Below are 278 nucleotides of genomic sequence, written 5' to 3'. Positions count from 1 at the left end.
AAGAAGAGAAGTGGCGTCCCCTAGGGGATTCGAACCCCTGTTACCGCCGTGAAAGGGCGGTGTCCTAGGCCTCTAGACGAAGGGGACAAAATCGCTGCTCATCACGCAAGCGTGATGGCGATTTTGTAAAGGCGATGCTGAGCCTGCGAAGCGAGCGGCATTATTTGCCGACACCTGCAGACCAACGGCCTTTAGCGCTGTTCGCTGTTATCGCTAACTCTGGCTTGGGTAACGACTTGCATCGTTATTCACATCCCAACCCAACGAACGGGCTTCTC

1 tRNA gene is annotated in these 278 nt (G+C 55.0%); it reads right to left on the bottom strand.

The annotated features are described in order from the left end of the window. Window positions 1-11 precede the first annotated feature (11 nt). Window positions 12-87 (bottom strand) — tRNA-Glu (locus ACW5W4_RS18965). Between the last annotated feature and the right edge of the window lie 191 nt (window positions 88-278).

Source organism: Aeromonas crassostreae, assembly GCF_054052445.1.
This window is presented reverse-complemented; position numbering and strand designations above follow the sequence as displayed.